Below are 23936 nucleotides of genomic sequence, written 5' to 3'. Positions count from 1 at the left end.
CTCATGGAATTGATGAAACAGCTGGAAGTTTGGTTCCTGGTCGGCAGCCAGCACCTGTATGGCGCCGCCACCCTGAAGCAGGTGGCCGATCACGCCCACACCATCACCAGCCAGCTCAACGAGGGGGCGAACCTGCCCCTCAAGATAGTGCTCAAACCCACCGGTACCACCCTGGATGAAATCAGCGCGGTGGCCCGGGATGCCAACCACGACCAGCGCTGCGCCGGGCTCATGGTGTGGATGCACACCTTCTCCCCCGCCAAGATGTGGATCCCGGCGCTGAGCCAGTTGCAAAAGCCCCTGCTGCAGTTCCACACCCAGTTCAACCGGGATCTCCCCTGGAGCGAGATCGACATGGACTTCATGAACCTGAACCAGACCGCCCACGGCGGGCGCGAGTTCGGCTTCATGGGGGCCCGCCTGCGGCTGCCCCGCACCGTGGTGGTGGGTCACTGGCAGGATGAAGAGGCCAGACAGAAGATTGGCAACTGGATGCGCATCGCCGCCGCCATCCACGACAGCCGCCACCTCAAGATCGCCCGCTTCGGCGACAACATGCGCAACGTGGCGGTCACCGAGGGCGACAAGATTGAGGCCCAGATCCAGTTCGGCTATCAGGTGAACTACCACCCGGTCGGCGATCTGGTGAAAGTGATCGACGCCGTGCCCGCAAGCGACATCGAGGCGCTGCTGGCCGAATATGAAGAGACCTACACCCTGACCGAGGCGGTGCAGGCGGGCGGGGAGCTTCGCACCTCCCTGTATGAGGCGGCGCGCCAGGAGCTGGGGATGAAGAAGTTCCTCACCGACGGCGGCTTCGGCGCCTTCACCACCACCTTCGAAGATCTGTATGGCCTGCACCAGCTGCCGGGCCTCGCCTGCCAGCGCCTGATGCAGCAAGGCTTCGGCTTTGGCGCGGAAGGGGACTGGAAGACCGCTGCCCTGCTGCGCACCCTGAAAGTGATGGGCGCAGGCCTGCCGGGGGGGGCCTCCTTTATGGAGGACTACACCTACCACCTGGAGGCGGGCAACAACCTGGTGCTGGGGGCCCACATGCTGGAAGTCTGCCCCTCCATCGCCGCGGGCAAACCCGTGCTGGATGCCCAGCATTTAGGGATAGGCAAGAAGGCCGACCCGGCCCGCCTGCTGTTCGCCGCCCCGGCGGGCAAGGCGGTCAACGCCAGCCTCATCGATCTCGGCAACCGCTTCCGGCTGGTGGTCAATCAGCTGGAAGTGGTGGACTTGCCAGAGGCCATGCCGAAACTCCCGGTGGCGAGCGCCCTGTGGAAGCCCATGCCCGACCTGCAGACCAGCGCCGAGGCCTGGATCCTGGCGGGCGCCGCCCACCACTCGGTGTTCACCCAGGCGGTGGACATCGAGCAGCTGCGCACCTTTGCCGACATACTGGGCATCGAGTTCGTGGTGATCGACGAGCACACCCGCATCCCCGCGCTCAAGGAGCAGCTGCGCTGGAACGAGGTCTACTACAAGATCTGCCACTGACCCCTTCCCGTCACCCCATGATCACAGCCCCGCCCGCGGGGCTGTTTCATTTCGCGTCCCCTCAGGGATGACCATCCCCCTCCAGCAGCCAGTGACAGACCCGCAGCACCCCGTGACGTTGGCTGTCGGGCCGGGCGAGCAGGGCGTATTCGTGGTCCGTCTCCAGCACGGGGGCGAAGGGGGCGACCAGGGCGCCACTCTCCAGCTCCTCGGCCACTATGGTGGGATCCCCGAGGGAGAGGCCGAACCCCTGCAGCGCGGCGTTCATCGCCAAGTCCAGGGTATCGAACAGCTGCCCCCCCTGGGGCTGCCAGGGAATGTCGAGGAAGGAGGCAAACCAGTTGCGCCAGTCCCGCCGATCGGCGCTGGCATGGATCAGGGGCAGCAGGGGCAGCTCGTTCAGATCGCGCTCGAACAGGCGGTGCTTGGCGGCAAAGGCGGGGGCGCAGACCGGGGTCAGCCGTTCCCGGAACAGGGGCTGGCTGTGGGGATAGCGCCCCTGGCAGGGCTGGTAGACGATGGCGAGATCGAAGGGCTCCCGGGAGAAGTCGATGCCATGGCTGTGGCTGCCACGCACCTCCACCGCCTCCCCCTCGAACGCCTGCAACCGCCGCAGCAACCAGCGGCTGGCGCAGGAGGGCACCTTGATGCTGATCGCCTGCTCGTGGGGCAGGGTCTGCAGGGCGCTGAGCCCCTCCCCCATGCGGGCCAGCCCTTCGCGAACGAAGGGCAGCAGCCGCTCGGCGGCCGGGGTCAAGGTGAGGCAACGGGTACCGCGCACGAACAGCAGGTGGCCGAGGCGCGCCTCCAGCTGGGCGATCTGCTTGCTCACCGCCCCCTGGCTCACGCACAGCTCGTCGGCGGCCAGGGTGAAACTCAGGTGGCGGGCAGAACACTCGAAGACCTGCAGGCCATAGAGGGGCAGCTGAGTGCGCGGCTGGGTGGACAACATACAAGCCTCCATGCTTGAGAAAAACTCATGCATACCATGCCGAATAATCCGTTGTCCGGCAAGCCTTGGGGGGGCTAAAAAGGGACCTCTTTCACACACGCAGGTGACGGCCCCATGTCCATCCCCCAGGTTTCCAGCAAACTGCCCCAGGTGGGCACCACCATCTTCACCGTGATCGGGGATCTGGCCGCCCGCCACCCCAGCATCAACCTCTCCCAGGGGGCGCCGAGCTTCCCCTGCGATCCCGAACTCATCCGGGTTACCCACGAGGCCATGCTGGCCGGTGAAAACCAGTACGCCCCCATGACGGGGCTGCCTGCCCTGCGCGAACAACTGGTAGCCAAGATTGCAGCCAGCTACGGCCATCACTATGACGCGGGCGACGAGATCACCATCACCGCCAGCGCCAGCGAGGCCCTGTTCTGCGCCATCACCGCCCTGGTTCACCCCGGCGACGAGGTGATCATGTTCGAGCCGGCGTTTGACAGCTACCGCCCCATGATCCAGTTGCAGGGAGCCACCCCTGTGGTGATCGCCCTCAAGGCGCCGGATTTCGCCATTCCCTGGGACGAGGTGGCCGCCCGCATCACCCCCCGCACCCGCATGATAGTGCTCAACACCCCCCACAACCCCACCGGCACCGTCTGGCAGGCAGGGGATCAGGAGCGCCTCGCCCGCCTGGTGCGCGGCACCGACATCCTGATCCTCTCGGACGAGGTGTACGAGCACGTGGTGTTCGACGGCGCCCTGCACCAGAGCGTCATCCGCTATCCGGAGCTGGTGGAACGCTCCGTCGCCGTCTTCTCCTTCGGCAAGACCTTCCACGTCACCGGCTGGCGGGTGGGCTACTGCGTGGCTCCCCGTCCCCTGATGGAGGAGATCCGCAAGGTGCACCAGTTCGCCATGTTCGCCGCCGACACCCCCATGCAGTACGGCTTCGCCCACCTGTTGCAGCAACCGGCCCACTATCAGGGGCTGGCCGCCTTCTACCAGCGCAAGCGCGACCTGCTGGTCTCGGCCCTGGCGGATTCGCGCCTGACCCTGCTCCCCTCGGCGGGCAGCTTCTTCATGCTGGCGAGCTACGAGCGGGTAAGCGACGAGCCGGACAGCCTCTTCGTGCAGCGGCTCATCCGCGATCACGGGGTCGCCACCATTCCGGTCTCCGCCTTCTATCACGACGGCACGGATCAGCGGGTCATCCGCCTCTCCTTCTCCAAGGACGACGACACCCTGCTGGCGGGCGCCGAGCGCCTGTGCGGCGTCTAGGGGGCACCATGGATTCACTGCGCGTTGCCGTCCTCCAGATGGTCTCCGGGGATGACCTTGACCACAACCTGACCCAGGCCGAGGCGCTGCTGCGCCAGGCGGCGGCCGAGGGGGCCGAGCTGGCCCTGCTGCCCGAATACTTCTACCTGATGCCGGAAAATGAGCGGGCGCGGGTCGCCCTGGCCGCCCCCGTGAGCGATCATCCCCTGCTGACCTGGGTACAGGGGCTGGCCCGGGAGCTCGGGATCTGGCTGCTGGCGGGCACATTGCCGCTTGCCAGCGACGAACCCGGCAAGATGCACAACAGCAGCCTGCTCATCGACCCGCAAGGGCAGCTCGCAAGCCGCTACGACAAGCTGCACCTGTTTGGCTTTTGCACCGGGCAGGAGCAGTATGACGAGGCCGCGACCATGACCCCGGGCCGGGAGGTGGTGAGCCACCCCCTGCCCTGGGGCGTGCTGCGCGTCGGGATCTGCTACGACCTGCGCTTCCCGGAGCTGTTTCGACTCGATCCTGCCCCCGATTTCATCGCCCTGCCCGCGGCCTTCACCCACACCACCGGGCTCGCGCACTGGGAGCTGCTGCTGCGGGCCCGGGCGGTGGAGAACCTGGCCTTCGTGTTTGCCAGCGCCCAGGGAGGGCACCACCCCGGTGGGCGGCGCACCTTCGGCCACAGCATGATCATCGACCCCTGGGGCCGGATACTGGCCCAGGTAGAGGAAGGTCAGGGCCTGGCCATCGCCACCCTGGATCTGGTGGCCCAGCGCAAAGTGCGCAGCCAGCTGCCGGCCCTCACCCATCGCAAGATAGCCGTCGGCCCTTGAGGCCGGCACCCTTTAGCACGCTAGGAATGACACCACACTTCAAGGGACTGACCATGAAACTCAAGACACTGATGATGCTGATGGCCCTGGCCACCGCCGGCCAGGCCGCCGCCAAACCCCTGGTGATCGCCACCGACGCCACCTACCCTCCGTTCGAGATGGTCGACAGCAGCGGCAAGCTCGGCGGCTTCGAGGTCGATCTGGCCTATGCCCTGTGCGCGGCCATGAAGACCGAGTGCGAGGTGATCAACCAGCCCTGGGATGCCCTGCTGCCGGGCCTGCAAGTGCGCAAGTACGACGCCATCATGTCCTCCATGAACATCACGGACGAGCGGCGCCAGAAAGTGGACTTCAGCCAGGTCTACTACATGATGCAGAACCGCTTCGTGGGGCGCAGCGACAAGGCCGCCGACTTTGCCGACGATCCGGCCCACTTCAAGGGCAAGGTGATCGCGGTGCAGGAGGGCACCCCCCAGGACAACTTCGTCACCGCCCGCTACGGTGAAGTGGCCAAGATCAAGCGCTACGTCAACGCCCAGTCCCCCATGCTGGATCTGCAGTCCGGCCGCGCCGACTACACCTTCGGCAACATGGTGCAGTTGAAGGTGGGCTTCCTCGACAAGGAGATGGGCAAGCAGTTCGCCTTCGTCGGTCCCCAGTTCAACGGCACCCAGGACAAGATCCTCGGGGAAGGGGTGGCGGTGGCCCTGCGCAAGCACGATGACAAGCTCAAGGCCCGCTTCGATGCCGCCATCGAGAGCGTCAAGGCCGACGGCACCTTCGACACCCTGCTCAAGAAGTACCAGCTCGAAGATCTGCTCTGATCCCGACGCCGGACCGCCATCACACCATGCCAGTCGACATCGACTGGCATTTTTTATCCCTGAGATGCGCCGCCACGGGGCGATGCATTTGCCTCTTCAAGGTCGCGACCAAGCGTGCCATGCTGCACCTGTATGGGTCATGCCCGGGCATAGCACACCCAGCGTGACTGCGCACCGACTCAGGCAAGGAGGCAAGCCATGACACCCTCGCCCCTCATCAGGCGCTTCGCGCCCAATCCGCAGGGGCGCGATCTCGCCGTCGGCGACATCCACGGCCATTTCGCGCTGCTGCGGCTGGCGCTCCAAGAGGTGGGATTTGATCCTGCCCGGGATCGCCTCTTCTCCGTGGGGGACCTGACCGATCGCGGGCCCGAGTGCGGCGAGGTCCTCCACTGGCTGGCAAGCCCCTGGTTTCACCCCGTCTGCGGCAATCACGACGACTACGTCTGCCGTTACGAGAGCTGCGATCGGGAGAACTGGCTCCAGAACGGCGGCGCTTGGTTTCAGCGCCTGACCCCGGCCGAACAGGCGCAGTTCGCCATCCACTATCGTGCCCTGCCGATCGCCATCGAGGTGGCGACCCCGGCCGGGCCCGTCGGGCTGCTCCACGCCGATTGCCCCTTCTCCTCCTGGCAGGGCCTGCTGGACCAACTCGATGCCGGGGTAAGCGGCGGGAGGCTTCGGGCCATCAAGAACGTCTGCCTCTGGTCAAGGCGCCGCATCGAGCGGCTGGACGAGAGCGGCGTCGCGGATCTCGTCGCCCTGGTGGTGGGCCACACCCCGGTGAGCGTCCCGGCACGCCTTGGCAATGTGTACTACATCGACACCGGCGGCTGGTACCCCGACGAGGGCGGCTACTTCACCCTGCTGGATCTGGGCAGCCTGACCCCTCTCTTCCCCCTGCCCTGAACCGGGGCCGTTCAAGCCATCGCTCATCGGGTAGCGCAGAGCCTGGGGGCTATCGCCAGATAGCCTCCCCGTTGCCCATTAAAGCGCCAGGCAGACGCCCCGTACTTCGCTCCGCCTGCGCTATGGTTTACCATGCTGACCATTGTGGTGCCTGGCACCCCCACCCCGGCGCCTGACGCCGCCGTCATCGGATACCCCATCTCGAACAACATGAGCAACACAGCGCACCCGGCCAGCGGGCCCACCTTCTACTTCCACGTTTTGCAATACCTCTTTTTTAATGCTCTGATTTACATGAATTTATTACTTTAATGTCGATGGCTGTGGTACACAATTGGGACATGGTGAAATTTGAGAGTTATTGCTACAAATAGCAACGGTGTTCGTTTGAGTGACTGAAGGGTCAGGATTTCATCCGCTTGTGCCGTAATAGAGCCAAGCCAGATCCGTCCAGCTGTTTCATATGTGAAACACAACATGCAGAAGTTCGTGGACATAAACTGCAGAAGTTCATTTTCCTTATATATTTAAATCACTTGCTGCAGAATTCAAACAACATTATTCGAGTCTGAAGGGCTCATCCATGTAGAAAGCACCCACCAGCAGACCATAGACCAACCGTACTCGCTCATCCCGACCCAACAGCACACAGAGCAGTACTTCGCCGCTTTCCAAGGCGTCACCATGCCAGAAACACCAAAGGGCCCCTCCTTTAGATAGGAGATGGCAACATTGACAGCGGACGTTGAAACGTTTTAGGAAGAAGGGGCCAGTGCGAACTGGCCCCCTTGCTTTGTGGGATTAGGTGGCAAATTGCCGTGGTGGCAGCATGGATGCTCAGGGCTGCGAAAATTGTCAGTCATGGAGTGGTTGACTGATGCTACGGTCAGAGGAGGGATGATCGTTTCAAAAGGCAGAGAAGGCTAGGATGATCTTGTTATGGCTCTCTGGATAGCTGCGCGGTCAAATCGGCTCATGCGGCCGCTAAGCCGCGATACGAGTGTCTCACCATTACCTGGACTAAAACGCCGGTTCGCTTTAAGCCTCAAATCCCCCCCTTCCAGAACCATACACTACCGCACCTCTGGCGACTTTGCGCTGCAACTCGAGCCACTCACCGGGAGATACCCCCTCCCAGCCGTTGAACGCTCGATAAAACGAGTTGGAATCTTCGTAGCCGAGCAGGTACGCCGTCTCGTTGGGCTCTATCGCGCCAGTCTGCAAATAGGATCGCGCCAGTTCGCGGCGGGTCTCCTCTACCAGTTGCTGAAAAGTGATGCCCTCATCGGTCAACCGCCGTTGCAGAGTTCGCGTACTCATCGCCAGCTCTTTGGCCAGCGATTGCAGCGTCGGACGCCGACCTGCGAGAGTGCGTTTCAGCACCTGTTTCACCGCGTAGGTGATTCTGGTGTTTTGGTCATGCTCCTGCAACTCGGCATCGAGCTGCGGGGCAATCACGGCGAGCAGCTCTTCGTTGTGGGTATAAAAGGGAAAATCCAGATCGCTGGTGCGAAACACCAGCGCATTGCGCGACGCATTGAAGGTGATCGGGCAACCAAAGTGCCCCTCCAGCAACGCGAGATGCTCGGGGCCACGCGTCAATTCGATGCGCAGCGGGTGAATATGCCCATCAGAGCTGTGTCGTGCCATGGCCGTCATCCAAGAGAAGCCCATATCAGTCATGATATGGGGCGGTTGCTCACTGGTTGCCAGATAATGGGAGTCGATGATCACCTCATCGCCTTTTATCTCGACACGGATCTCTTCCGGGCAGACGACCCGTTTATAACGGGCCAGACGCTGCAGTGCATCTCGTAAACAACTGCTGCACACCGCCGCAATCGCCATCGGATGATTGCGCTCGAGTCGCATATCTGCGCCCAACTTGAGACCAAATGCCACATCGCCACAATGGTCTGTGATCGTGCTCCACAGGGAAAACAACTCTGCCGTGGAGGCATAGATCTTATCTTGCTGAAAAAACAGCTCAGGCAGTCCGGCTTTGCGCTGCAACATTTCTAACGAGAGACCCCGCTCTGCAATGCGCAGCATCCACTGTTTGGAAATCCGAAAACGATCGATCATCGTGCGCTGTACCCAATCAAAGTAGATAACGTGACCTTGTCAGGTCGCTGATACCGCTTGGCGGCATTGGTGGGCCAATGCCGCTTTTTAGCAAAAAAATATCTGACATCACACCATGCAGTCATTCACGTTCTTGATATGTGAAGGTGCCATGTCATCGGCTCACACAAGGGCCCATTGCTCAGGTTTTGTTGGATGCCTCATCGGCCACATATTCCGGCCAACCGCCGGCCATGGCTCTGTAGAGCGACACCACGGCCCGGGTATATCCGACCCGACTCTGTGCCAACGCATCCTGACTTTGCAGACGCACGTTTTCGGCATCCAGCAACTCCAGCAGATCGATGGCGCCCTGGTCGAAGCGCACCTTGGCCACCTCGGCGGCACGCACACTGGCCGCGGCAGCCTGCTCCAGATGCTGGCGCTGCTGCTCACTGCGTGACACCTGAACCAATGCATTCTCGGTCTCTTCCAGCGCGGTGAGGACAGTTTTCTCATAGCTGGCCAGATCACCGGCTGCCCGCGCATTGCTGGCAGCGATGCGCGCGCGAACGCGGCCAACATTCAAAAATGAGCCATCAATACCGAGTGTCAGCGACCGGGTCTCGCTGTCCCGAGCAAACAGAGAGCCGGTATCCAATGCCTGAGTACCGATCAAGCCCCCCAGGGTAAATCGGGGGAAGAGATCGGCAGTGGCCACACCGATGCGCGCTGTCGACGCGGCCAGGCGATGCTCGGCAGCAGCGACATCCGGACGGCGGCGAAGCAACTCGCCAGGAGCCTGCATGGGCACATTGGCAGGCAACTGCGCCAGCGCTGCCGGCGCCTCCAGTTCGCTAATCAATGACTCCGGCACATTACCGGTCAGTACACCAAGTCGGTGGGTAGCCAGCGCAATTTGCGCCTCCAATGGCGGGATGCTGGCTCGGGTGGTTTCGAGCTGGGCACGGCTTCTATCCACATCAAACGTACTGGCCATGCCCGCTCCTTGCCGCAGTTGCAATAGCGACAGGGTTTGCGCCTGGTTGGCGGCGTTGTCACGGGCGATGCCCAGCTGCTCCTGCCAGCCGCGCAGCTGGAAGTAGGTCTGGGCCAGTTCCCCCACCACCGCCACCTGCATGGCAGCCATATCATCGGCACTGGCACGGGTGTCGGCGCGCTGCGCTTCCACGGAACGCCGCACGCGGCCAAACAGATCCAGCTCCCAGCTAAAACCGACACTACCCTGATATTGGTGATAATCGCGATCGGCAGCCGCGACGCCGGGCTGCTGACTGGCACTGCTGCGCTCATTGCTTGCCTGCGAGCTGGCGGTGAGCGTAGGCAGCAAGTCGTACTTTGCGCTACCCAGCATGGCATTGGCCTGTTGATAATTGGCCAGGGCCAGCTGCACATCGTGGTTATGACGCAGGGCAAGCTCAACCAGTTTGGTGAGCTCCGGGTCGTTAAATCCGCGCCAGAACGCCGGCCCCGCATCAGGAGCCGACTCTTGACGCACAGTGGCATCCAAACGGGCATAGCTGCTCACGACCGGCAGGGTCGGACGTTCAAAGTCCGGTCCGACGCTGCACGCTGACAACAGCGCAGCGAGGCTCACCGTGAGCACGCGACGGGATGGATGGGTTTTCGAGTTCACATACATCGTAAAGTTACTCGTCCAAAAAGAGGTTGGAATGCGCCCGAATTCAGAGCGGATCGCCCACGAAGGTCGACTCGCCATGCTGGACCAAGGGCCGGCCGGAGAGTTTACGCAGCGCCACATAGAACACCGGTGTCAGGAACAGGCCAAACAGCGTCACCCCGAGCATCCCGGCAAAGACCGTAATACCAGTCACCGAGCGCACTTCCGCCCCGGCACCCGTAGAGAGCACCAACGGAATCGTGCCAGCGATAAAGGCAATGGATGTCATCACTATCGGACGCAACCGCAGCCGGCATGCCTTCAACGCGGCCTCGACAATGCCACGACCGTTCATCTCCAGCTCGCGGGCAAACTCGACGATCAGGATGGCGTTCTTGCACGCCAGACCCATCAGCACCACCAGCCCCACCTGAACGAAGACGTTGTTATCACCACCGGTCATCCAGACTCCAAACAGCGCCGAGAGCAGCGTCATCGGCACAATCAGGATCACCGCCAGCGGCAGGGTCCAGCTTTCATACAGTGCCGCCAGCACCAGGAACACCAGCAAAATCGCCACCGGGAAGACGATAAAGGCAGCCTTGCCTTGGGTAGCCTGCTGATAGCTCAAGTCCGTCCACTCGGTGGTCATCCCCACCGGCAAGACCTGCCCGGCGATATCGGTCAGCTTGCCCATCACCTGCGCCGACGAGAGCATGCGCGGATCGGCCTCACCGGCCAGATCGGCGGCGGGATAGCCGTTAAAGCGCAGCACCGGGTCCGGACCGTAGGTCTCCTTGATGGTCACCATCGAACCGATCGGTACCATCTCGCCGTGCGCATTACGGGTTTGCAGCTTGCCGATATCCTCGACGCTATTGCGAAACGCCCCGTCCGCCTGCGCAATCACCTGCCAGGTGCGGCCAAACTGGTTAAAGTCATTGACATAGGTCGAACCCAAGTAAGTCTGCAGGGTATCGAACAGCTCGGTCAGCGCGACCCCTTGCGCCTTGGCTTTGACGCGATCCACATGGGCATCGAGTTGCGGCACGTTAGCCTGATAACTCGTGATGGGATACGCCATGCCCGGTGTCTGGACTACGGTACCTTGCATCGCCTGCACCGCTTCTTGCAGTTTGCCGTAACCGAAATTGCCACGGTCTTCGATAAACATCTGATAGCCATTACCGCTACCAAGCCCCAGGATCGGCGGCGGCATCATCGAGAAGGCGAAGCCCTCTTGCAGACCAGCGATCTTCTGGTTTATCTCGGCATTGATCTGTGCCGCTGTGCGACCATTGCGCTCCGCAAACGGCTTGAGCGGTATGAACGCCACCCCGGTGTTAGGCGTGTTGGTGAACTGCAACGCGTTAAGACCCGGGAACGAAATGGTGTGTGCCACCCCGTCGGTCTCTTGTGCAATCTGGGCAACCTTGCGCAGCATCTCGTCGGTACGGGCAATCGACGAGCCTTCCGGCAGTTTTACCCCGGCGATCAGGTAGAGCTTATCCTGGGTCGGGATAAATCCGGGCGGCACCAGTTTGAACATCACACCGGTAGCGCCGAGCAGCAGGGCATAAACCACAAACACGGAGCCACGGCGGCCAAGAATGCGGGAGATGCTGCGCTCATAGCGCTCGGAGCTCGTTTTGAAGGCCCGATTAAAAGGACGGAACAGCCAACCAAGCAGGTAGTCAATCAGTCGGCTCGGGCCATCTTTGGGCGCATCATGCGGTTTGAGCAGACGGGCAGCCAGCGCCGGCGAGAGGGTCAAGGAGTTGATGGCCGAGATCACGGTCGAGATAGCGATGGTGACGGCGAACTGCTTGTAGAACTGGCCGGTAACACCGGACAAAAACGCCATCGGCACAAACACGGCGCACAGCACCAGTGCGATCGCAATGATCGGCCCGGATACTTCGCGCATCGCCTGGTGTGCCGCAGCCACAGGCGAGAGTCCCTCTTCGATGTTACGTTCGACGTTCTCCACCACCACGATGGCATCGTCCACCACAATCCCGATGGCGAGCACCAGACCGAACAGGCTCAAGGTATTGATGGAAAAGCCCAGCACATAGAGGGCAGCAAAGGTCCCCACCACCGACACCGGCACGGCGATCAGCGGAATGATTGAAGCGCGCCAGGTCTGCAGGAACAGGATCACCACCAGCACTACCAGCAACACCGCTTCGAGCAGTGTGTCCACCACGGCACTGATCGAATCACGCACAAAGATGGTGGTGTCGTAGACTGCTTCATACTTCACATCAGACGGGAAGGTCTTCTGCATCTGGTTCATCGCATTGATGACCGCATCGCGGATCTCAAGCGCATTGGCTCCCGGCGACTGGAAGATACCGATACCGACCGCATTCTTGCCATCGAGCTGGGAGCGCAGGGTGTAATCCCCTGCCCCGAGCTCGAGGCGGGCCACATCAGCCAGCCGCACCACTTCACCGTTATCGCCATTTTTCAGCACGATATCGCCGAATTCCAGCTCGGTGCGCAGACGCCCCTGGGCGTTGATCAGCGTGAGGAACTGGCTGTTTGGCATCGGTTCGGCACCCAGTTGACCAGCCGATACTTGCACGTTCTGCTCGCGCATGGCGCTGATCACATCACTGGCCGTCAGACCCAAAGCAGCGACCTTATCCGGGTCAAGCCAGGCTCGCATGGCATAGTCACCACCACCGAATACCTGGGTATCGCCTACCCCCGGGATCCGCGCCAGCGCATCTTTCACATGCAAACGCGCGTAGTTACGTAAATACAGGGTGTCGTACTTGCCGCCCGGCGAGGTCAAATGCACCACCATCAGAAACGTCGGTGACTGTTTCTGCGTGGTCACGCCCTGACGGCGCACATCTTCCGGCAGACGAGCCTGCGCCTGCGCAACACGGTTTTGTACCTTGACTGCTGCCGCGTCAGGATCGGTGCCCGGGCGGAAGGTGATGGTCATCTGCAGCACGCCGTCAGACCCAGCTACCGACTTGAAATACATCATGCCTTCGACGCCATTGATCGCCTCTTCCAAAGGCGTGGCCACAGTTTCGGCGATCACCTTGGGATTGGCACCCGGATAGACAGTACGCACCACCACCGACGGTGGCACCACTTCCGGGTACTCGCTCACCGGCAAGTTGGGAATAGTGATCAATCCCGCAGCGAAGATCACGATCGACAACACCGCCGCAAAGATTGGCCGTTCAATAAAGAAACGGGAAAAGTCCATGGAATAGGTCCTTAAACAGACGGTTCGAGAGGCACCGGTCGTGTCAGCACACGTGCAGCAGTGAACATGGGTGCGGTCATTTCATCGCCGCCGTCAATGCTGCCGCGCCCTGCATCGGCACCTCTTTGGCGTTCACGGGCATGCCCGGCATGAACACCTTCTGATAGCCTTCGATGATCACGCGATCGCCGGCTACCAACCCTTTTTCGATGATGCGAAGCCCCTCGGCTTCTCGTCCCGGGACCACATCACGGCGCTGAGCCTTGCCATCTTTATCGACCACATAGACATATTTGCGGTCCTGATCAGTGAGCAGCGCCTTGCTGTCGATCAGCACAGCATTGGGAATACGGCCACCTTGCAGGCGCACCCGAGCAAACAAACCGGGGGTCAACAAGCGATCTTTGTTATTAAGAACGGCGCGAACGCGAAGGGTGCCGCTGCTGCGCTCCACCCGGTTGTCGAGAAAGTCGACCTCGCCGGTATGGAGGAAGCCCTCCTCATTGGAGAGCCCTACCTGCACCGGGATCTTGGCGCTGTGGCCACCGAGGTCAGTGCGGACGCGCTCGGTATAACGCAAGAAGGCATTCTCATCGATGTCGAAATAGGCATACATCTTGTCTTGCGATACCAGCGTGGTCAGCACACTCGCCGTACCGTCTGCCGTAACCAGGTTGCCCTTGGTCACCAGCGCACGCCCTGCCCGACCGACGATCGGTGCACGTACCTGGGTCCACTCCAGATTGAGCTTTGCCGTATCGACCGCAGCTTGAGCTGCCATCATATCGGCCTGTGCAGCTTTATCGGCGGCGTTGCGCTGCTCCCACAGCTCGGTAGAAATGGCGTGTTGCGCGGCCAGCACCTTGGCGCGACGCGCTTCGTTGCGGCTCTGTGCTGCCACACTGGCCGCACGAGCAAGCTGTGCATTGGCACGCGCCAACTCGGCGCGGTAATTGCGGGCGTCGATAGTGAACAGCACATCGCCTTGTTTTACCTCCTGACCTTCCCGATAGTTCACGCTCTCGAGGTAACCAGATACACGGGGACGCAGATCGACATGTTGAATCGCTTCAATGCGGCCACTGTATTCATCCCACTGGGTCACCGGTTTGACCACAACCTGCGCCGCGCTCACCTCGGGCGGAGCAACAGATACCGGGCCGGCATTGTCGTTGCAACCTGCAAGCAACAGGATGCCGAAGGTAAGCATGATCAACAAAGGCGACTCACTACGCCGCAAAATATGGAGGTTTTTCATATGGATGATTCCAATTGTGGAATGGAAACGGGATGTACCATGGCAAAAAAGAGGCACAAAAGAGACTTGAGCCACAAATTAAGCCATAGCAGAACAATACAAGGGGCAAGGGATAACCTATAGGCAAAACGCGCCAATTCACTTGCCAAACGCGCCAATTCATAAGAATCGAGTTCATAGAAACAACTGACTTGAACTAAGGAAGGTGCGAACAAATCTGTGATTTGAGATCATGAAACTCATACGAAGCTGCATTCCAGAGGGCATCATTTTGCCAACCTCTGTCTCCCTATAATTGAAAGTAGTTGAAAGGATATAGTTTAATATATCCGCTATTTCCAAGTAAAAAACATCACCTTGATATTATTGAACAAATCACATTGCATAAATTTAACTGCTGCCCTAAAAATTATTCCACCCCCAATTTTTGCGTCTGAACCCAAGATTATTAAATCACTTTAATTGATATTTCCTTACTTTAAGAGTACAGCCAGCGCCGCATAAAAAGACACCGATTTTCAGACCGGTGTCTTGTAATAGAAGTACTCTTTATCAGGAATGACAGCTATTCGATGGACTGCAGCAACTAGTTTTAATGGTAGTTGCTACATAGCCAACCTCTTTTAACGCTTCAATAATCTCATCTGCATCTAACTCACTCTCTACCGAAAGAGTATAGTTGACAAGATCAGCATCAATTTTTGCATCATCCTGTAGCTGCAAAATTACTTTTGTAATTACGCTAACGCAATGGCCACATGTCATATCCGAAACGTAGAACTTCATCATTTTGAGTCTCCTTTGCTGAGTTCAATAAGCACTGTAAAGGTTGCCATAATGACAGGGTCAAGTGTGCTGTGTGAATCGCCCGGCTTCTTTAGACACTTTTATCCAACTCTGCTCGTAAAGCCCCGTTGCTATAGGCATTTTCAGAGGCAAGATGCGATAGACGCATCCGATAACGATCTGGCATATCGCACCAGTTAGTGTCGGTGTGGAGTATCCAAGAATGTCATCAAACACCTGATGATGTAGCTAACGAGTAGGGCGCCCATTCATGCGTTGATATGAACACAGGGGCATCAAAAGCCATCAGTCAACTGATAGCGATGGGGCACTGAGCAGGATTTAAAGCATTGATAATAATGGATATTACATCCTCATTAGTTTTATGGCATAGCCTAGTAGCGGCAGCCTTGACCTTGACACGATGGAAAGGTTCAGACTTGTTCTGCAAGCCCTACCATCTTGTACTTGGGAGTAACAGACATGACAGCAAACATTCAGTTAGCAATAGAAGGTATGACTTGCGCATCCTGCGCAAGTCGGATTGAGGGAGCCTTACACTCAGTAACAGGAGTAACTCAGGCCAATGTTAACTTGGCGACAGAAACAGCAACAGTAAATGGTAATGCAAAATTAAAAGATGTCATTGATGCGATACTGACTGCAGGCTATCAAATAAATACTCATAAAAGAGTGTTTGATGTTAAGGGTATGACTTGTTCGTCCTGTGCAAATCGAGTAGAAAAAGCCCTACTGAAAGTACCTGGTGTAATATCTGCCACAGTCAATCTCGCCACCGAGCAAGTTAGCCTAGAGCTCACTACAGCCAGTGCTTCTATTGAAGCCTTACAGCAAGCAGCAATTGCTGCGGGTTACGATCTAGTCGTAGAGAAAAATTCGGCTCAGATGACTGAAGCGAAATCAACGCAGAAGTTTTATGAAAAAGATAGCTGGCCAGTAGTTGGCGCGACCATACTTACTTTGCCATTAGTGCTACCAATGCTAGGAGTTCTATTTGGGGTAGATTGGATGTTGCCTCCATTCTGGCAGTGGTTACTAGCCACTCCTGTACAGTTTTATTTTGGCGCACGCTTTTACAAGGCTGGCTGGCATGCATTAAGAGCCTTCTCTGGGAATATGGACTTGTTAGTTTCAATAGGTACTAGTGCTGCCTACGGATTATCGATCTACTTATGGTATACCTTTGATGGGCACCATGGAGCACCACATCTATATTTTGAAAGTAGTGCAGCTGTACTTACTCTGGTATTACTTGGAAAGCTTTTAGAGAGACGAGCAAAACAGCGCACAACTGACGCTCTTAAAGCTCTCGAAAATTTAAAACCAACATCAGCCACAGTATGGCGCGATGACGATTGGAAAGTGATCTCCGTAGCGGATCTTAAAAAGGGTGACAAGGTCAGAGTGCTCCCCGGAGATCGCATACCATCTGATGGTATTGTTACTAAAGGTAGCAGTCATGTTGATGAAGCACTAATTAGTGGTGAAAGTATTCCACTACATAAAGCTATTGCAGATCATGTAACCGGAGGTGCTGTTAATCTAGATGGTGTTTTAGAGTTTGAAGCGTCTGCAGTTGGTGCAGAATCGACATTATCGAAGATTATTCGTTTGGTTGAACAAGCCCAAGGAGCCAAAGCGCCAGTTCAGGCACTAGTTGATAAAATTAGTGGTATATTCGTACCATCTGTTCTTTTAATCTCATTAGTCACCGTACTAGTTTGGGGGATGGTGTTTAATGACTGGACACAAGGAATATTGCACGCAGTTGCCGTACTAGTTATCGCGTGTCCATGTGCACTCGGTTTAGCAACGCCTGCTGCAATCATGGCTGGAACAGGAACTGCAGCACGACATGGCATTTTAGTGAAAGATGCTATTGCACTTGAACAGGCAACGAAAATTGATTATGTAATATTTGATAAGACAGGTACTCTTACCGAAGGCAAGCCAGAACTGATGCAGTTAATGTCATTGCAAACCAACAATGATGATCTTGCAATACTTGCTTATGCTTTATCTAAAAATAGCGAGCATCCATTAGCCAAAGCTGTAGTAAATTATGCACAACTACATCAGGTTAGATTAAGTGAGGTTAGTGATTTCGTTGTAGTAGCAGGAAAAGGTGTTAAAGCAGTAATTGATAAACGTAATATACTACTTGGCTCTAGTTATTGGATGCGCGAACTTGGTCTGACATTACCGACTGAGAAAATTTCAATAAAAGGTGCATCTGTATCTTGGCTAGCAGAAATGAAATCAGGTGAGCTTGAACTCCTTGGTCTACTTTGCTTTGCCGATAAAGCAAAACCAGAGGCGAAAACTGCGGTTCAAAAATTACAGCAAAGCGGGATCAAGGTGGCAATGCTGACGGGGGATTCAAAAGATAGCGCCGCTTACATTGCCAAAGAGCTTGGTCTGGATAATGTTCAAGCAGAAGTATTGCCACAAGGTAAAGCTCAAGCCGTAATCGACTATCAGGCACAAGGATTTAAAGTAGCAATGGTTGGTGACGGTATCAATGACGCTCCAGCACTGGCACAAGCTGATTTGGGAATAGCAATGGCAACCGGCACAGAAGTCGCAGTAAGCGCGTCCGCTATTACGTTGATGCGTGGTAATCCGGAGCTCGTATCCTCTGCGTTACTTCTGTCTAGTGCTACGTACAAAAATATTCAGCAAAACTTATTCTGGGCATTCGCCTTTAACACAATTGGTATTCCTCTGGCAGCTATGGGATTTTTAAATCCAGTGATTGCTGGTGCAGCGATGGCTTGTAGTAGTGTCTTAGTTGTTACCAATGCTCTACGCTTACAGCGGATGTCATTTAAATAAGGTGCCTCATATGAAATCATTATTAACTATAGGTGATGTAGCCAAAATCAGTGGTTTAACGGCAAAGATGATCCGCCATTATGAACAGTTAGGATTGCTTAAAGTCTCATTGCGTAGCGATTCAGGCTATAGGCTATACAACAGTGAACAAGTCAATCAATTGCGTTTTATCCGTCAAGCTCGCAGCCTAGGATTTTCATTGACTGATATTCACTCATTGCTTGAGTTGTGGCAAAATCCCGAGCGTGAAAGTCGTGCAGTTAAACAACTTGCACAACAGCACCTTAATGAGATATCAGAAAAAATCGCCGAACTGCAACACATGCAGAATGTACTGACAGCTCTTGCTGAGAGTTGTCGTGGTGATGGAAGCCCACACTGCAATATTCTTAAGCAACTAGCTAAACCGTTATCATAATTTATATAGTATGGGCGCCTTAAGCGCCCATACTATTACCAATAAAAATCATTTGTATGTACAGTTATACTTATCACCTGACATAGGATTGTCAGATGATAAGTATATTTTCACATAAAAAACAAAGATACTTTAAATTAACAAATACAGACTCTTAAGGGCTTCAACTTTACCCAGCATCCTATCTATCTTATTATCGAGATCTATTGCATATTCATGAACGATACTTTCAACATCAAAATTTTCATATGATACGTTGGGGTTTAAATCAAACAACTCTTTAATCTCACAAATTGAAAATCCGCTCTCTCTTGCACTCCTAATAAAATCTAACCTGCAAACATCGACGTGTGTATAAATATGACTGCCATTCTCATTTATATATGCGGTAGGAATCAACCCTATTCTCTGATAGTATAGAATCATCTCAATTGAAACTTTAGACATATTAGATAGTTTATCAATGCTCATCACTTCCTCCCTGAATAAACATTGAGGTTTCACATAAAATCATTTCCTGACATCAACATATCATGTAAATATGAAGCCATGTGCACATGGCATACATCTTATAAATCAAGCTCTACATTCTCTAGCCTCTCAGAAAAAGGGACCAACTGAATGGATAATAAAACCACGAAGGAAATTATAAAAATATTTGGAATTTAATTATAAAAAATCATTAACACATTTATCTAAGATGCAGTTGTTTTAATACAATAATTATCTTAAATCATAACCCCTTAATTAACTTTTATCTTGAAGCGCTTATGAGACTTCGTCGCCATTAACATAAGCTATATATTTAGGCTAAAGTCTACAGCGACTGGAAAGTCAATAATTATCAATAAGATTTACCTCTTTAGCTATCATCTAACTAAAGTTGTTAACTAAATACGCATCCCAGATGAGGTCGATTTTAGCCTCTACTGAGGCTACCCCATCATTGGTTGATGTGGCGTCGCTAGTTGTGATCTCTCTGTAGGTTGTTCAATGCCACGTTGGAGCAGGCCCAACAAGCGATCACCCGCACCTTGGCCAAGAGCCGTGTCTGGCAGCAACACGGCGGCGAGCCGCTGAGTGCCGAACAGATCAAGGTGTTGAACAGGATGCTGGACGGCGGCGAAAACGGCTTTTTGCAGGGTATCAGCGCCAGCCAGTATCAGAAGGTAGCCAAGGTCAGTAAAGCCACCGCGACCCGCCATCTGGCCGACTTGTTAGAGAAAGGCTGCCTTGAAAAAATGCCTGGGGGCGGTAGAAATACCCGTTATCAGATCAAGATTACACGGTAATCCCCACATTGTGTTTCGGAGGGATTACCATATGGGTTCCAGTTTAATACTTGAAAAATTAATTTATAAAACTCGTCACGTTATTATGGCTGTATCATAAAGAGTGCTATGAACAGAATTTTATGGTTATTCACTCATTTATTTTGATTTCTGTCTTCAAACGGAGTGCGTTAAATACAACAGAAACGGAACTGAGGCTCATCGCCAAAGCAGCCAGTGCCGGTGACAACATCCACCCGGTGAGCGGGTACAGAACCCCTGCTGCGATGGGAATTCCCAAAGCATTGTAAATGAAAGCAAACAGCAAATTTTGCTTCATGTTTTTCACTGTTGCCACCGATAGAACTCTGGCGTGGGCAATACCGCGTAAATCGCCTTTCACCAGGGTTACATGTGCGCTGTTCATAGCAACGTCAGTGCCACTCCCCATCGCAATACCGACGTCTGCCTTGGCCAGCGCCGGTGCATCATTGATCCCGTCACCCGCCATGGCAACAACTCGCCCTCCAGCTTGTAGAGATTCGACCAGTTGCAGTTTATCGGCTGGCTTGACCTCACCGTGGATCTCTTCGATCCCAAGCTGTTTCCCGACAGCATTAGCGCTCGCGACGGCATCACCACTGGCCATCACAATGCGCAAACCTGATGCTTGCAAAGTAGAGACGGCTTCCTGACTACTCGCCTTGATCGGGTCGGATACCACCAGTAATCCAGCGAGCCTTGCTTCCTTGGACAGATACATGACACTAGCTCCTCGCTCACGTAAGGCGTTGGCCTGTGCCTGCCAAGATGCTAGGTCGACATTATTTTGCTCCATCAGGGCGGCGTTGCCGAGCAGCAGAGCCTGACCATTCACCTCACCACGCACCCCCAGACCAGCCAGTGATTCAAAATGTTGAACGTGATCGATGCTGATTCCTCGTGCGTTGGCAGCTTTCACAATGGCATCCGCCAGAGGATGTTCACTGCCTTGATCCAGACTGGCAGCCAATTGGAGGATAGTTGTCTCCGACATATCGCCGACAGCAATGGCTTGTTCAAATGTCGGCTTACCTTCGGTGAGCGTGCCGGTTTTATCGATGATTAAGGTATCAATACGACGAAGACACTCGATTGCGGCGGCATCCCTGAACAGCACACCGTTAATTGCTCCTTGTCCCGTGGCGACCATGATCGACATGGGGGTTGCCAGCCCGAGGGCGCAGGGACACGCGATGATTAGGACGGACACGGCGGCAATCAATCCGTAGACCCAGCCCTGTACTGGCCCCCAGAAGCCCCAGGCCAGAAAGACCAACAGGGCAATGCCGACCACGGCCACGACAAAATAGCCGGCGACCGCATCCGCCATTCGCTGCATGGGCGCCTTGGATCGCTGGGCCTGAGCTACCATTTGTACGATCTGCGAGAGAATAGTGGCAGCGCCGACCCGTTCTGATCGCATGATCAGAGCACCGTTGGTATTCAGAGTTGCGCCTATTAGCGAGTCGCCCATTTGTTTGGTCACCGGGAGTGGTTCACCGGTCAGCATAGATTCATCGACCGCACTGCAACCCTCGATGACGATGCCATCAACTGGAATTTTTTCACCCGGTCTAACACGTAACAAGTCACCGACATGAACGTGACTCAGTGGAATATCCTCTTCAACCCCCTCCCCACGAATTCGTCGTGCAGTCTTGGGCGCTAGTCCCAGTAGAGACTTGATGGCCGCAGAAGTCTGGGATCGTGCTTTTAGTTCAAGCAGTTGCCCTAGTAAGGTCAGGGAAATGATGACGGCTGCCGCCTCGTAATACACCCCTACTCTCCCCATCGAAACGAAGGATGACGGGAAAGAGTCGGGTAGTACCGTAGCGACCAGGCTATAGATAAAGGCCGCGCCTGTCCCTATTCCGATAAGAGTCCACATATTCGGGCTGAGCTGGTATATCGACCGCATGCCGCGTTCAAAAAATGGCCAGCCCGCCCAGAGGACAACCGGTGCCGACAGCAACAACTCCAACCAGCTTTGCAGGTGAACAGGCAGCCAAGACAGCTGATGCCCAAACATGGCCACGCTGATAACCAACACAGTGAAAGGCAAACTACGCCAGAAACGGCGCTGAAAGTCGCGTAACTCCGGATTATCATCCTCGTTCAGAGACGGTAATACCAACTCCAGTGCCATACCACATTTGGGGCAGACACCCGGACTCTCTTGTACTATTTCGGGGTGCATCGGGCAGGTATAGGTTGTGCCAGCCTGCCCTTGAAGTTCTGTCGAACCCTGCGCACGGTGGCTGGTATCTGGACCCGGGATGTACGTGGTTGGCTCTTGTTCAAACTTGGCCAGGCAGTGCTCACTGCAGAAGTAATAGGTCTTGTTCTGGTATTGAAGGTGGTGTGTAGATTGCTCCGTTACCGGCATCCCACACACCGGATCGTGGATAGCATGGTGCACCTCAGGTTGTAGGTGATCTGCATGATGGGTATGGAGGGACATGATTCACTCTCCTGATCCTGAAACGGGTCGGCGGCGTTGGAAATTAGGGATGAATCTCGGAGTCTCGTCCTGGTAGACCCGATAGGCCTCACCGAACTCATGCTGCATGTCGCGCTCCTCAGCAAGGGCGAGTCGGCCATACATCAGCAGTAGCAGTGGAAACATTAGCAGGGTCAACAGCGTTGGCCATTGAAACAAAAATCCCAATAGGATTAATACAAATGCCACGTACTGGGGGTGGCGAACATAAGCATAGGGCCCGGTGTGGGCCAGGGTGTGGTCGCACTGGGCATGATAGAGCACATGCCAGGCATTGGAGAGCAGGTAAAAGCCTGAGATGAGTAGTACATAGCTTGCGATATGAAGCAAGCTGAAATGCGGATCCCCCTTGCTACCCAGCAGAGTCGACCACAGGTGCCCAGTATTGTGAGCCAGCAAATCCAAATTAGGGTAATTTGATTGCAACCACCCCGACAGCAGATAGATGGTGAGCGGAAAGCCATACATTTCGGTGAATAACGCAACGATGAAGGCCGTATAAGCGCCAAATGTTCGCCAGTCGCGAGCGTTTCTGGGTTTGAAAAAACTGAAGGCAAATAGGATAAAAATTGCCGAATTCAATATAACCAAAAGCCATAAACCGTAAGCAGATTCCGAATGGCTCATGATCGATCTCCCGGTTTGCGTTCTGTGCTGTCCTTGGATCTGTCATCATCCGCATGTGTCCCGTGATGGTGTCCACCGTGCATGAACAAATGCATCAGCGGGCAAGCCAGCAACAACAAATAGGGAACTGCGCTACGAAGATGAGCCCAATGCTCGGTGAACAGAAAGTATCCCGCCACGCTGCCAATGACGAGCAGACCAATGGCGTAACGCGATCTCCAAAAGGACGGGGGCAGACTCTGCCTCTCATGGTGATGATATTTCATGGCAAGACTCCATGTAGCTGATGATTAGTTGGCGGGAGTAAAGTCCATCCGATCCATCATCATCTGCATCATCATTTCCATCATGTCCATGCGCTTTTGCATCATCATCGATTCGTTGACCTGCATCATGGACCCGGTTGTGCTCACCCCCTTCATCATGCCTTTCAACTCGGTCATCATGGCCATGCCCGAACGCATGAGTTTGGCATGCTCGTCGTAGAGGGCTTGCCGTTGCTCAGGAGTTGTTGCCCTACGCATCCTTTCGTGCATCTCCTGCATCGCCTTCATTTGGGTATCGCAACGTTTCATCATCTCCATGGATGCCACACCGCCATTGTCTGGCACTTGACTCTCCACGGCAGAAGAAACCGAGGCTTCCGGATGGTGTTGCTGATGTTCAGCTTCGGTGGGTTGCGCTGCGAAGGAGGTATTAAATAATAAAGCTGAGGCGACTAAAAATATACCATTTCTCCAAGTGTTCATGATGATTCTCCTTGGGTGACTCGGGTAGATGTTGCGTCAAATGGCAGTTGATGTTTCAAAAAAACCATGACCCATCCCGTAAGGGGAATGTCAAGAAAGTATAGCTTATATAGCTTTGCAATATATAACTTCTTTGTGATATAGCCGCTTTGTGCTATCTGGTTCATGTCACCCTGTTAGATTACCGTTTTGTTATCCGGTTTGAAGCCGTAT

General features: G+C 55.4%; 20 protein-coding genes. 9 read left to right on the top strand and 11 right to left on the bottom strand.

Translation table 11 applies throughout. From position 1 onward, the window contains the following. Positions 1-3: 3 nt before the first annotated feature. Entirely contained in the window at positions 4-1503 is a 1500-nt protein-coding gene (araA, locus tag I6L39_RS15080; protein ID WP_216990112.1) for an L-arabinose isomerase, read from the top strand. A 61-nt stretch (positions 1504-1564) separates the two neighbouring features. Here araA and I6L39_RS15075 read toward each other — a convergent pair whose 3' ends face one another. Beyond that, complete coding sequence (locus I6L39_RS15075; RefSeq protein WP_216990111.1) at positions 1565-2455, bottom strand: LysR family transcriptional regulator; 891 nt, start codon at positions 2453-2455, stop codon at positions 1565-1567. Positions 2456-2569: 114 nt separating this feature from the next. Here I6L39_RS15075 and I6L39_RS15070 point away from each other — a divergent pair, with 114 nt between their 5' ends. The 5 genes from I6L39_RS15070 (at position 2570) to I6L39_RS15050 (ending at position 6590) form a co-directional block, all read left to right on the top strand. Next, positions 2570-3721 (top strand): methionine aminotransferase, encoded by a 1152-nt coding sequence (locus I6L39_RS15070; protein ID WP_216990110.1) that lies wholly within the window; start codon positions 2570-2572, stop codon positions 3719-3721. An 8-nt stretch (positions 3722-3729) separates the two neighbouring features. Then, positions 3730-4545, top strand: coding sequence for a carbon-nitrogen hydrolase family protein (locus I6L39_RS15065; RefSeq protein WP_216990109.1), 816 nt, complete (start codon positions 3730-3732; stop codon positions 4543-4545). Positions 4546-4598: 53 nt separating this feature from the next. Next, positions 4599-5369, top strand: a complete 771-nt coding sequence (locus I6L39_RS15060) for an ABC transporter substrate-binding protein (RefSeq protein WP_216990108.1) — start codon at positions 4599-4601, stop codon at positions 5367-5369. Between the two features lie 198 nt (positions 5370-5567). Further along, a complete protein-coding gene (locus I6L39_RS15055; RefSeq protein WP_216990107.1) occupies positions 5568-6278 on the top strand; it encodes a metallophosphoesterase in 711 nt (236 codons plus the stop codon). A gap of 132 nt (positions 6279-6410) precedes the next feature. Next, positions 6411-6590 (top strand): hypothetical protein, encoded by a 180-nt coding sequence (locus I6L39_RS15050; RefSeq protein WP_216991852.1) that lies wholly within the window; start codon positions 6411-6413, stop codon positions 6588-6590. Positions 6591-7316: 726 nt separating this feature from the next. On the opposite strand, the gene I6L39_RS15045 is transcribed toward I6L39_RS15050, so the two are convergent. The 5 genes from I6L39_RS15045 to I6L39_RS15025 form a co-directional block, all read right to left on the bottom strand. Continuing rightward, a complete protein-coding gene (locus I6L39_RS15045) occupies positions 7317-8363 on the bottom strand; it encodes an AraC family transcriptional regulator (RefSeq protein ID WP_216990106.1) in 1047 nt (348 codons plus the stop codon). A gap of 181 nt (positions 8364-8544) precedes the next feature. Continuing rightward, complete coding sequence (locus I6L39_RS15040; RefSeq protein WP_216990105.1) at positions 8545-10005, bottom strand: efflux transporter outer membrane subunit; 1461 nt, start codon at positions 10003-10005, stop codon at positions 8545-8547. 43 nt (positions 10006-10048) lie between these two features. After that, positions 10049-13216 carry an efflux RND transporter permease subunit gene (locus I6L39_RS15035; RefSeq protein WP_216990104.1) on the bottom strand — a complete coding sequence of 1056 codons (3168 nt, stop codon included), beginning with the start codon at positions 13214-13216 and terminating at the stop codon, positions 10049-10051. 76 nt (positions 13217-13292) lie between these two features. After that, positions 13293-14474, bottom strand: a complete 1182-nt coding sequence (locus I6L39_RS15030; RefSeq protein WP_216990103.1) for an efflux RND transporter periplasmic adaptor subunit — start codon at positions 14472-14474, stop codon at positions 13293-13295. A gap of 552 nt (positions 14475-15026) precedes the next feature. Next, complete coding sequence (locus I6L39_RS15025) at positions 15027-15263, bottom strand: heavy-metal-associated domain-containing protein (RefSeq protein WP_216990102.1); 237 nt, start codon at positions 15261-15263, stop codon at positions 15027-15029. 480 nt (positions 15264-15743) lie between these two features. Here I6L39_RS15025 and I6L39_RS15020 point away from each other — a divergent pair, with 480 nt between their 5' ends. Both I6L39_RS15020 and cueR read left to right on the top strand, forming a co-directional pair. Next, positions 15744-18116, top strand: a complete 2373-nt coding sequence (locus I6L39_RS15020; RefSeq protein ID WP_216990101.1) for a heavy metal translocating P-type ATPase — start codon at positions 15744-15746, stop codon at positions 18114-18116. A gap of 10 nt (positions 18117-18126) precedes the next feature. Then, complete coding sequence (gene cueR / locus I6L39_RS15015; RefSeq protein ID WP_216990100.1) at positions 18127-18534, top strand: Cu(I)-responsive transcriptional regulator; 408 nt, start codon at positions 18127-18129, stop codon at positions 18532-18534. A 132-nt stretch (positions 18535-18666) separates the two neighbouring features. On the opposite strand, the gene I6L39_RS15010 is transcribed toward cueR, so the two are convergent. Then, positions 18667-19005, bottom strand: a complete 339-nt coding sequence (locus I6L39_RS15010; protein ID WP_216990099.1) for a MerR family transcriptional regulator — start codon at positions 19003-19005, stop codon at positions 18667-18669. A 515-nt stretch (positions 19006-19520) separates the two neighbouring features. Here I6L39_RS15010 and I6L39_RS15005 point away from each other — a divergent pair. Further along, complete coding sequence (locus I6L39_RS15005; RefSeq protein WP_216990098.1) at positions 19521-19826, top strand: hypothetical protein; 306 nt, start codon at positions 19521-19523, stop codon at positions 19824-19826. Positions 19827-19956: 130 nt separating this feature from the next. Here the strand turns inward: I6L39_RS15005 and I6L39_RS15000 are convergent, their stop codons facing one another. The 4 genes from I6L39_RS15000 to I6L39_RS14985 are packed head-to-tail and all read right to left on the bottom strand — an operon-like array spanning position 19957 to position 23723. Continuing rightward, a complete protein-coding gene (locus tag I6L39_RS15000; protein WP_216990097.1) occupies positions 19957-22308 on the bottom strand; it encodes a heavy metal translocating P-type ATPase in 2352 nt (783 codons plus the stop codon). Positions 22309-22311: 3 nt separating this feature from the next. Next, positions 22312-22974, bottom strand: a complete 663-nt coding sequence (locus tag I6L39_RS14995; protein WP_216990096.1) for an isoprenylcysteine carboxylmethyltransferase family protein — start codon at positions 22972-22974, stop codon at positions 22312-22314. Continuing rightward, a complete protein-coding gene (locus I6L39_RS14990; RefSeq protein WP_216990095.1) occupies positions 22971-23240 on the bottom strand; it encodes a DUF2933 domain-containing protein in 270 nt (89 codons plus the stop codon). The genes I6L39_RS14995 and I6L39_RS14990 overlap by 4 nt, the downstream gene beginning before the upstream one ends. A 24-nt stretch (positions 23241-23264) precedes the next feature. Further along, positions 23265-23723, bottom strand: coding sequence for a hypothetical protein (locus tag I6L39_RS14985; protein WP_216990094.1), 459 nt, complete (start codon positions 23721-23723; stop codon positions 23265-23267). Positions 23724-23936 lie beyond the last annotated feature (213 nt).

The sequence above is a fragment of the Aeromonas sp. FDAARGOS 1409 genome (assembly GCF_019048705.1).
GTDB lineage: Bacteria > Pseudomonadota > Gammaproteobacteria > Enterobacterales > Aeromonadaceae > Aeromonas > Aeromonas sanarellii.
This window is presented reverse-complemented; position numbering and strand designations above follow the sequence as displayed.

Coding starts and splice junctions, on each gene's coding strand:
- araA (WP_216990112.1), top strand. CDS start 4: ATGGAATTGATGAAACAGCTGGAAGTTTGGTTCCTGGTCGGCAGCCAG.
- I6L39_RS15075 (WP_216990111.1), bottom strand. CDS start 2,455: ATGTTGTCCACCCAGCCGCGCACTCAGCTGCCCCTCTATGGCCTGCAG.
- I6L39_RS15070 (WP_216990110.1), top strand. CDS start 2,570: ATGTCCATCCCCCAGGTTTCCAGCAAACTGCCCCAGGTGGGCACCACC.
- I6L39_RS15065 (WP_216990109.1), top strand. CDS start 3,730: ATGGATTCACTGCGCGTTGCCGTCCTCCAGATGGTCTCCGGGGATGAC.
- I6L39_RS15060 (WP_216990108.1), top strand. CDS start 4,599: ATGAAACTCAAGACACTGATGATGCTGATGGCCCTGGCCACCGCCGGC.
- I6L39_RS15055 (WP_216990107.1), top strand. CDS start 5,568: ATGACACCCTCGCCCCTCATCAGGCGCTTCGCGCCCAATCCGCAGGGG.
- I6L39_RS15050 (WP_216991852.1), top strand. CDS start 6,411: ATGCTGACCATTGTGGTGCCTGGCACCCCCACCCCGGCGCCTGACGCC.
- I6L39_RS15045 (WP_216990106.1), bottom strand. CDS start 8,363: ATGATCGATCGTTTTCGGATTTCCAAACAGTGGATGCTGCGCATTGCA.
- I6L39_RS15040 (WP_216990105.1), bottom strand. CDS start 10,005: ATGTATGTGAACTCGAAAACCCATCCATCCCGTCGCGTGCTCACGGTG.
- I6L39_RS15035 (WP_216990104.1), bottom strand. CDS start 13,216: ATGGACTTTTCCCGTTTCTTTATTGAACGGCCAATCTTTGCGGCGGTG.
- I6L39_RS15030 (WP_216990103.1), bottom strand. CDS start 14,474: ATGAAAAACCTCCATATTTTGCGGCGTAGTGAGTCGCCTTTGTTGATC.
- I6L39_RS15025 (WP_216990102.1), bottom strand. CDS start 15,263: ATGATGAAGTTCTACGTTTCGGATATGACATGTGGCCATTGCGTTAGC.
- I6L39_RS15020 (WP_216990101.1), top strand. CDS start 15,744: ATGACAGCAAACATTCAGTTAGCAATAGAAGGTATGACTTGCGCATCC.
- cueR (WP_216990100.1), top strand. CDS start 18,127: ATGAAATCATTATTAACTATAGGTGATGTAGCCAAAATCAGTGGTTTA.
- I6L39_RS15010 (WP_216990099.1), bottom strand. CDS start 19,005: ATGAGCATTGATAAACTATCTAATATGTCTAAAGTTTCAATTGAGATG.
- I6L39_RS15000 (WP_216990097.1), bottom strand. CDS start 22,308: ATGTCCCTCCATACCCATCATGCAGATCACCTACAACCTGAGGTGCAC.
- I6L39_RS14995 (WP_216990096.1), bottom strand. CDS start 22,974: ATGAGCCATTCGGAATCTGCTTACGGTTTATGGCTTTTGGTTATATTG.
- I6L39_RS14990 (WP_216990095.1), bottom strand. CDS start 23,240: ATGAAATATCATCACCATGAGAGGCAGAGTCTGCCCCCGTCCTTTTGG.
- I6L39_RS14985 (WP_216990094.1), bottom strand. CDS start 23,723: ATGAACACTTGGAGAAATGGTATATTTTTAGTCGCCTCAGCTTTATTA.